This is a genomic window from Blautia sp. HA3515 (assembly GCF_059933065.1).
On record NZ_JAYFUY010000002.1, the window covers coordinates 1 to 8,795 of the forward strand.

Below are 8,795 nucleotides of genomic sequence, written 5' to 3' on the forward strand. Positions count from 1 at the left end.
GAACCTTACAGAAATGTAAGGTTTTTTCATATAATGTAACCTGTTTCGATGGCAGAAGCCGTAAAAAATCCTTATACTTACGGTATCAATTAAAAGAAAGGAGCCCCATTTATGGCTTTGCTTGAAGTTACAAATATCAAAAAAATATACAGTACACGTTTCGGGGGAAACAAGGTACAGGCGCTTTCAAATGTTACATTTTCTGTAGAGGAAGGTGAGTTTGTTGCGATTATGGGGGAATCTGGTTCCGGTAAGACAACCTTGCTGAATATTCTTGCGTCTCTGGATCGTCCGACATCCGGAGAAGTTCTTCTGGAAGGAAAAAATATCATATACCTTACAGAAAAAGAAATATCCGCGTTCCGAAGGAAAAATCTTGGATTTGTTTTTCAGGATTTTAATCTGCTGGATACCTTCAGCCTGAGAGATAATATTTATCTTCCACTTGTTCTTACAGGAGAAGATTATCGTGAGATGGAACAGAAAATCCGCCCGATTGCGCAGGCTCTTAAGATCACAGAAATTCTGGATAAATTTCCATATGAAGTTTCAGGTGGTCAGAAACAACGTGCTGCTGTTGCAAGGGCGTTGATCACGAATCCCAAACTGATTCTTGCGGATGAACCGACGGGCGCACTTGATTCAAAGGCGGCGTCAGCACTTCTTTCCGTATTTGGCGAAATCAATGCAGAGGGACAGACAATCCTCATGGTCACACACAGTGCACAGGCAGCTAGCCATGCGTCCAGAGTTCTTTTCATCAAAGACGGAGAAGTTTTTCATCAGATATACAAAGGCAGTAAATCGCGTCAGGAAATGTATCAGATGATCGCAGATACGCTTACGATACTTACGACAGGTGGTGAGCAGCATGCATAAGGGAATTTTTTCCAGACTTGCAAAACAGAATATCCGAAACAACAAAAGCACATATATTCCATACATGATCACCTGTATTTTTTGTATTGCAATGATTTATATGATGGAATTTCTGCGTGACTGCCCGACGCTGGATCAGGCAGTGCGTCAGGCGGATGAAGTGCGTATGATCGTGTTTACAGGAGAGATAGTCGTAGAGATTTTCTGTATTATTTTTCTGATCTACAGTAACAGTTTTTTGATGAAGAGAAGGCAGAAAGAGATAGGTCTTTATAATATTCTTGGACTGGAAAGAAATCACATTGGAATCGTAATGTTTCTTGAAACGATCATTACCTCAATAGGTTCACTTGCCGGTGGTATTGCAGCCGGGATTATTGGAAGTAAGCTGGCACTTCTTTTGCTGTTAAAGCTGCTTCATATCCCTTCAGTGCTTGGATTTTATATTTCAGTAAAGGGGATTTTTACCTGTCTGTTCATGTTTGGTATCGTATTTTTGATGATTCTGTTTCTGAACCTTGCGAAAATTCATTTAAGCCGTCCGGTAGAATTACTTCGCGGTAATAATACCGGAGAAAAAGAACCGGCAGCAAAATGGCTCATGGCATTGATTGGTTTTATCTGCCTTGGTGCAGGTTATTACCTTGCGGTTACGACTGAATCTCCAATCAAGGCAATTACGATATTTCTTCTGGCTGTTATTCTTGTTATGGCAGGGACTTATCTGCTTTTTACCGCAGGAAGTATTGTGATTCTGAAGTTTCTCCGACGCAGAAAGAGTTTTTATTACAGGACAGGAAATTTTATCAGCATATCGGGAATGCTTTATCGAATGAAGCAGAACGCAATCGGTCTGGCAAGTATCTGTATACTAAGCACAGGTGTTCTGCTTATGATTTCCATGACAGTTTCCATTTATTTCGGAATGAATGATATTATGCTGAATCGCTATCCGTATGATGTTGATATGTCTGTTACCAGCATAAGCGAAGAAGAATGTCAGACCGCAATAGAGGCTTTTGAAAAAGATATTGCGGATAATAAAGTTCCGGTAGAAAAGTCTGTGGAGGAAATCTATCTGGTTATCGTATGCAGCAAAAATGGTGATCAGATTCTGATAAAACCAGCAAATACTATTCGAAATTCTGATTCGGTACTGGTACTTTCTCTTTTGAATCAGGCAGAATATGAAAGACTTACAGGAATTTCTGCAAATCTCAATGATGGTGAAATTTTTGCATGGTATCCTTCAGCTGTGCAGAAAGATTCAGTTACTGTTGATGAGACAGAATTTACAGTGAAAAAATGGCTGGATAAGAATCCTCTGACCTGTGGCGAAGATGCAGTCAGTGATAATGCGGTATTGGTTGTTACAGATGAAGATTTTAAGAAATTTGATGAGATGCGTACAGAAATGTATAAAGGAGTTTCTTCTGCTCCTGCGGGAGAGAACCTGACACTTCATCTTGGTCTGGATATTACTGGTTCGGAGACAGATAAGATTGATTTTGGAACCCCGGTAATGGAGGCTGTTAAAGACTTGAAGAAAAACGGAGGCTTGTCAGAAAACTCATGGATAACTTCCGGAATCCGCCAGCAGGAATATGAGTCCTATTATGCGGATAATGGTTCTCTCTTGTTTATCGGAATCTTTCTCGGTTCTCTTTTCCTTATGGGAACAGCTATGATTATTTATTATAAACAGATTTCCGAAGGATATGAAGATCAGAAGCGATTTGAGATCATGCAGAAGGTTGGCTTAAGCCGCCGGGAGGTCAGAAGTTCTGTCCGCAGACAGATTCTGATGGTATTTTTCCTCCCGCTGTTAATGGCAATGCTTCATATTACCATGGCATTTCCAATGATTCGAAGAATGCTCCTGCTCTTTGGAATGACGAATACGAAGCTGTTTATTGGATGTACTGCGGGAACAGTGCTGATCTTTGCCATTGTGTATGGATTGATTTATCTTATGACGGCGCGTTCTTACTATCATATTGTAGAGAGAAAATAACTATTCAGCAGTCTGTTGACTGCGAGGTAAACAGTTACAATGAAAATAATATCAGGGTCAGAAGATTTTTAAACCATTCGTGTTTATACGATGAGATTTTGGAAATTTCTGACCCTGATATGGTTGTAAGAATTTTGCAATTAATAAATAGAAATTTTTCAGCCAAAACGAATGAGAGTATTAATGCATGTCATCTAACAGCCTGTTTTTTGCAGCCAGAGCATAAATCCGACACAGAGAATCAACTGCAATATAGAGGACATCGGTGTTGCCAGACCGATATGGAACAGAGAGGTATTCGGCTGGATACTCATAATATAAGATACCGGCACTCTGACGCAGAATGCACCGAGAATTCCCTGTATCATAACAAATCTTGTTCTGCCAATTCCATTATAGAATCCGGTGTAGCAGAAGAAGATAGCAGTGAACAGACAGTCAATTGCATAGGCTTTCAGGTAATCTGCGGCAACTGCGATTACTTCCGGGGCGGAGGAGAAAATACCCGCCAGAATATCTCCATGGAAGAAGGTAATTACGAACATTACAACACCGACGCTAAAGGAAACTGCGATGCCATAGTGTAATGCTTTTCTTGCTCTGGTAAGGCGTCCGGCACCATAATTTTGTGCTACGAAAGCAGACATGGACTGCATAAAAGCGGATGATATCAGCATAATAAAAGCACAGACTTTTTCCGCAACACCAACACCGGCAGAAGCGATCACGCCCATACCATTTACGATTGCCAGGATGATCAGGAAAGAAATACTTACGAGAAGATCCTGCAGGGCAATCGGCGCGCCGAAAGCGGTCATCTTACGCAGGTAAGTTTTGTGAATCCGGATATTTTCTTTTTTTATTGTAAATGGCAGATCTTTTTTACTGATAAGAATAAAAGATACGATTACACTGACGATCTGTGCAAATACAGTAGCAATAGCGGCACCAGCTGTACCCATACCGAAAACGGCGCATAAAAGCAAGTCTCCGGCAACATTGAATACACATGCGATGGCAACGGTGATCAATGGTGTCCGGGAGTCTCCAAGTCCGCGGAAAATACAGCCAATCAGGTTATAAGCGACAATGACTAGCATACCGCTGCCACAGATCCGGATATAATTAACGGTCTTTTGAAAAGCTTCTCCAGGTGCGTTCATCAGAACTGTTTTGAGCCTGAAAAAGCTGGGCGAAGAGCTTTGCCGGAATAGACCCGGGGCGATCAACCAGCAATTCCGGCAAAGTCGCAGAATGGCTGTTCCTACGGTGCGACCGCCTTCTTCTTTCTTACCGCTTCCAATCTGCTGGCCAAGCAAAATCGTCGTTCCCATTGCAAAGCTACTGATCAGATTTGTCAATGTGATCATAATCTGTGAACCGGTAGATACCGCAGATACATCAGCAGAAGATGCAAACTTACCAACAATAAGCAAATCTACTGCACCGTACATAGCCTGTAGAAACAGTGCCAGCAATACCAGGAACTGCAAACAGAAGTAAGGGCTGCATGATTTTTCCTTCGGTAAATGATGTGTCTTTTTCCATGTGCTGTGATTCCTCCTTGTGTAATTGATTTTATTGAAAATTCAGTCGAATCCAGGCAGATGGCACCGAAGAAAGCTGAATAAGAAAGCGGACATTTCAGTCTTCCCTCTTATCCAGCTATTGTTTCTGATGGAACAAATCACCCTCCGATGAACGAAACGATTATATACTACATATTTTCGAGATGTCAATTATGATTTTTATAGGATCATCTGAAATAGCATAAAGCATAAATAGCATAACCATAACCGGCATTGTAATGATAGACAACAAAGTGGTCGTGACCTTGATCGTACTGGCAGGCCCAATCATAGTTCCAACGGAAGTAAGTGTATTTCCAATGATCTCCGGCAGGCGGATGTCTGTTTCCTGGAATTGCTATAGTTGAAAATCTGCCAACGGTCGGAAGACATTAGTATAGAACTTCTATAAGACGATTGCAGGGTTTCCGGACCACTTCTGTCTGGAAATGCAGAGGTGATATCTTACTGCGTTGTGAAGAACTCAGCTGATCAGGAGATTAAAACTTTTCATATCTGGGTCAAAGTAATAGTAGTTTTGGGTTTGCTTCCCGTCTCATATTCCTCTGGTGAACCAGTCAGTATTCTGATCCGTTTTGCTAAGTTTCGCTAAGCTTGATTTGATAGGCTGGCTATAGTGGTAATAATGTGACTATTTGTTGCTGGATAAATGTGACAATGACTTGACATCCTCGGGTAGATTATGCCTTTCAGAGCATACCGAAATGAAGATGATAGATGTTGTAATAAATGAAAAAATATGCTACGATACATACACAATGTGTAAAAGAAAAAAGGGGGAGAAAATGGAAATAAAAGATAAAATAAAAGAATTACGAGAAAGTACCGGAATGAACAGAAAGGAATTTTGTGAATATTTTGAAATCCCATACAGAACAGTAACAGAGTGGGAACGAGGAACCAGAAAGATGCCAGATTATGTGTTACGCTTATTAGCATATAAAGCAAAGATGGAACAACTCATCATAAAGGAAGATATGAATGAAGAATAAAATAATTGAAGTGCAAAATGTGCAGATTTCTATTTCGAAACAGGAGTTAGATGATTATATTTGTATTACAGATATTGCTAAGGCTAAATCAGATTCTGTCAGGGCAGCAGATGTGGTAAGAAATTGGTTAAGAAATCGTGGTACTTTGGAATATTTGTCTGTATGGGAACAGATATATAATCCCAATTTTAAAGTGTTCGAATCTGAACACTTTAAAAAGCAAGCAGGGTTATTGACTTTTACACCTAGTGTTTCGGAATGGGTAAATGAAACAAATGCCATTGGATTATATGTAAAGCGTGGAAAATATGGTGGCACATATGCACACAAAGATATTGCATTTGAATTTGCATCTGCAATCAGTCCGGTATTTAAACTATATCTGATAAAAGAATTTCAACGGTTAAAGGAAGAAGAAAACAATTCTGAACAAAAGGAATGGGATGCAAAACGTTTTTTAAGTAAAAATAATTATCTGATCCAGACGGATGCTGTAAAAAGATACTTGCTTCCTCAAATGAATTACAGAGAAAACCTTCAATGGCTGGCATATGCGGAAGAAGCAGACATATTGAATGTAGCATTATTTGGATTTACGGCGAAAGCATGGAGAGAGGCAAATCCTGAACTTGCGAAGAAAAACAATGTCAGAGATTTTGCAACAATTAATGAATTAATAGTTCTATCCAATCTGGAATCACATAATGCACAGATGCTGCGTGAAGGAAAAGAAAAAGGAGAAAGATTCAAAATATTACAAGAGATTGCTGAATATCAGCTGAATGTCTTGAATGCAGCTGAAGAGATCAAAATGATAGAGAGTGATAGAGCACTGCCAGAGGTATGAACCGGGTGAGCATTTTTCATATGTCAGTGCATTTTATAAAAGTTGAATTGCCATTATCGTTGCCAAAAGACAATAGTATATCATTGCCAATGGCGATGATAATGGCAATGATCATAATTCAGTTGTCGCAAATTTTGCGACAATTGTTTCTGATGGAAAAGTATATCAGGTAGAACATTATAATCTTGATATGATCATATCAGTGGGATATCGGGTAAAATCTCGCAGAGAGTGTAGAATTCCGAAGATGGGCAAATGATATTTAAAAACAATATATTCTTAATGGCTACGCAATAAATGAAAAACGTTTAATTGCCTTGGAGAAAACGGTAGATATCCAGACTAAAATGTTAGCGTGTACATTGGAAGTTGAAGAAGAGGATATATTGAAGGCAGTAAGTCTATACACAGAGGCACTGACGTTGTTGGATCAATATGACCATCAAACGATTGAAAAACCAGAAGGAAATCAAACAATATACAGAATTACATATGATGAATGTTGCACCATGGTAAATGCTATGGAGGACACGTTTCATTCAGAGGTTTTCGGTGTGGAAAAAGAGAAAGAATAAGTGACGGTGCATTGGTGGCAATAACATTGATGATTGCTGAATCAGATCCTGTAGAAAAAGATATCATGGTTAATTTGGTTATAAATTTATTAACATTATAAATTCGGGAGATATTAGTAAAGAGGGATACAATGAATATCGAAGCATACAATCTGGATTCGCTGCGCAGGTTAGTACGAAAATTAGAAAAAAATAAAAATTTAACAATTAAATGATGCGAATATTTCATATACTTCCGAGGATGTTTTTACGGAACTTATTGAAAGGAAAAAGATATCACTGTGACCTGTCGGCTTCTTATAATATCGGGGCGAGATATTTTATCCGAGAACTTTTAAAACCCCTTCCGGCAACGGAAAGGTCTTTACTGGAGGCAAAAGTCCCTTCTGTAAAGCATAGAACCTTATGTGTTTATGCTGACTTAAGAAAACCTCATCTGCAAATGGAGATCTTAAAAGCAGTATAAACACAGGCAGATATACAGCGGATTACCTGTAATGTGGGAGCCTGCCGTATCCGGCATGGAAAAAGCACATAACTGTGCAGACCTAAGTTACAGGCGTATCCGCCGATATTCAGTCTGACGCCTAAAGCGTCTGGAGGCACGTGACTTTAGACATGTGAGGTTCGCTACTATCAATTCATTGTATATAAAAGAGCAGATGCAATTGTATCAGGACAGCACAGAAGCCACTATGGCGAGGTTGCAGGACTTTTGGCAATTGTAGGAGAAATAAAAGAAAATATAGGAATTTGACATCCTCGGGGGCACTCTGCGTAACGCAGAGTCTTCCTCAGGAGCGCATTGCACCGTCAACTGACAGGATTTCCCCTGTGACGTAGCTGGCCATATCACTTGCCAGGAACAGAAATGCATTGGCGATATCTTCAGCTTCACCCATTCTGCGCAAAGGAATCCGGTTGATCAGCGGCTGGATCATTTCTTTTGGGAGCGCTGCTACCATATCGGTTCTGGTGATTCCAGGAGCTACAGCATTACACGGATATGGAAAGGCCCCAATTCCCTGGCAAGAGACCAGGTAAGACCATTCACTGCATATTTGCTGGTTGGGTAGGCAACCCCGCTGGGCTGTCCACAGATACTTACCATGGAGCTGGTATTCAAAATACAGCCGCCGCCCTGCTGTTTCATGATCTCTACCACCGGAAGGATCCCGTTCATTACAGCATTTACATTCAGATTCATGATTTTGGAAAAATGCTCAGCAGTATATTTCTCAATAGATACACTGTCAGAAATGCCAGCATTGTTTACCAGAATGTCAATTCTGCCATATTTATTTTTGATTTTGGATATTTCAGCTGTCATGGCATCTGCATCCGTTAGGGTTGGCCATGCACCGGAAACTTCCCAGTTCTCATTTTTTTCTTTTAAGGAAGCAATCGCTTTTGTTACCGTTTTCTGCCGGGAGCCGAATAATACTACAGTTGCTCCATTTTGTAAAAATTTTTCTACCACAGCATAGCCAATTCCGCGAGTTCCACCTGTGACAATTGCAACTTTATTTTTCAACATAATTTATCACCTCATCTTAGATTTTTCTTGATTTTATTATAGTGGGTGCAGTTGGTGGACAGTCAATGTTAAATTATTCACAAAAAGCTTCATCGCAATTCCCTTTGACGGAATTGATTTCTGGTGAATTTTACAAATTTTATAGATTTCCTTTGGTACACAAGGTATAATAAATAAAAAAAGCGTACACTAGGTGAACACTTTTGAGGAGATCAGGATGAGAATACAGGAAGTGATTCAAAAAACAGGTTTATCACGGCGGACCATTTATTATTATATTGATCAGAATATGATCACTCCCCGTGTCAATCCCACAAACGGATATCATGATTTTTCGGAAAAAGATATACAGAAGCTTTTTC

8 protein-coding genes and 1 pseudogene are annotated in these 8,795 nt (G+C 39.8%); 7 read left to right on the plus strand and 2 right to left on the minus strand.

Annotation, left to right across the window (positions count from 1 at the left end; all coding sequences use genetic code 11):
• Window positions 1-111: 111 nt before the first annotated feature.
• Together R1Y93_RS00040 and R1Y93_RS00045 are read left to right on the plus strand one after the other, a co-directional pair.
• Window positions 112-879, plus strand: coding sequence for an ABC transporter ATP-binding protein (locus R1Y93_RS00040; protein ID WP_500821151.1), 768 nt, complete (start codon window positions 112-114; stop codon window positions 877-879).
• A complete protein-coding gene (locus tag R1Y93_RS00045) occupies window positions 872-2,893 on the plus strand; it encodes an FtsX-like permease family protein (protein ID WP_500821152.1) in 2,022 nt (673 codons plus the stop codon). Before R1Y93_RS00040 ends, R1Y93_RS00045 begins: the two co-directional genes overlap by 8 nt.
• A 194-nt stretch (window positions 2,894-3,087) precedes the next feature.
• Here the strand turns inward: R1Y93_RS00045 and R1Y93_RS00050 are convergent, their stop codons facing one another.
• Window positions 3,088-4,371: an MATE family efflux transporter gene (locus R1Y93_RS00050; RefSeq protein ID WP_500821153.1), complete on the minus strand. Its 1,284-nt coding sequence runs from the start codon at window positions 4,369-4,371 to the stop codon at window positions 3,088-3,090.
• Window positions 4,372-5,267: 896 nt separating this feature from the next.
• Between R1Y93_RS00050 and R1Y93_RS00055 the strand changes: the two genes are divergently transcribed.
• The 4 genes from R1Y93_RS00055 to R1Y93_RS00070 all read left to right on the plus strand — a co-directional run bounded on the left by R1Y93_RS00055 (window position 5,268) and on the right by R1Y93_RS00070 (window position 6,896).
• On the plus strand, window positions 5,268-5,474 hold the full coding sequence (locus tag R1Y93_RS00055) for a helix-turn-helix domain-containing protein (RefSeq protein WP_158422583.1): 207 nt from the start codon (window positions 5,268-5,270) through the stop codon (window positions 5,472-5,474).
• Complete coding sequence (locus R1Y93_RS00060; RefSeq protein ID WP_500821154.1) at window positions 5,464-6,321, plus strand: KilA-N domain-containing protein; 858 nt, start codon at window positions 5,464-5,466, stop codon at window positions 6,319-6,321. Before R1Y93_RS00055 ends, R1Y93_RS00060 begins: the two co-directional genes overlap by 11 nt.
• Window positions 6,322-6,463: 142 nt before the next feature.
• Window positions 6,464-6,580, plus strand: coding sequence for a RhuM family protein (gene rhuM, locus R1Y93_RS00065; RefSeq protein WP_500821156.1), 117 nt, complete (start codon window positions 6,464-6,466; stop codon window positions 6,578-6,580).
• Between the two features lie 127 nt (window positions 6,581-6,707).
• Window positions 6,708-6,896: a hypothetical protein gene (locus R1Y93_RS00070; protein ID WP_500821155.1), complete on the plus strand. Its 189-nt coding sequence runs from the start codon at window positions 6,708-6,710 to the stop codon at window positions 6,894-6,896.
• Window positions 6,897-7,690: 794 nt separating this feature from the next.
• On the opposite strand, the pseudogene R1Y93_RS00075 reads toward R1Y93_RS00070, so the two are convergent.
• A pseudogene (locus R1Y93_RS00075) lies at window positions 7,691-8,433 on the minus strand (SDR family NAD(P)-dependent oxidoreductase).
• A gap of 217 nt (window positions 8,434-8,650) precedes the next feature.
• On the opposite strand from R1Y93_RS00075, the gene R1Y93_RS00080 reads away from it, so the two are divergent.
• The coding region (locus R1Y93_RS00080; RefSeq protein ID WP_500821158.1) for a MerR family transcriptional regulator at window positions 8,651-8,795 on the plus strand (145 nt) is incomplete at its 3' end.

Excerpts from the sequence above, each read along its gene's own strand:
- R1Y93_RS00040 (WP_500821151.1), top strand. The coding sequence starts at position 112 with ATGGCTTTGCTTGAAGTTACAAATATCAAAAAAATATACAGTACACGT.
- R1Y93_RS00045 (WP_500821152.1), top strand. The coding sequence starts at position 872 with ATGCATAAGGGAATTTTTTCCAGACTTGCAAAACAGAATATCCGAAAC.
- R1Y93_RS00055 (WP_158422583.1), top strand. The coding sequence starts at position 5,268 with ATGGAAATAAAAGATAAAATAAAAGAATTACGAGAAAGTACCGGAATG.
- R1Y93_RS00060 (WP_500821154.1), top strand. The coding sequence starts at position 5,464 with ATGAAGAATAAAATAATTGAAGTGCAAAATGTGCAGATTTCTATTTCG.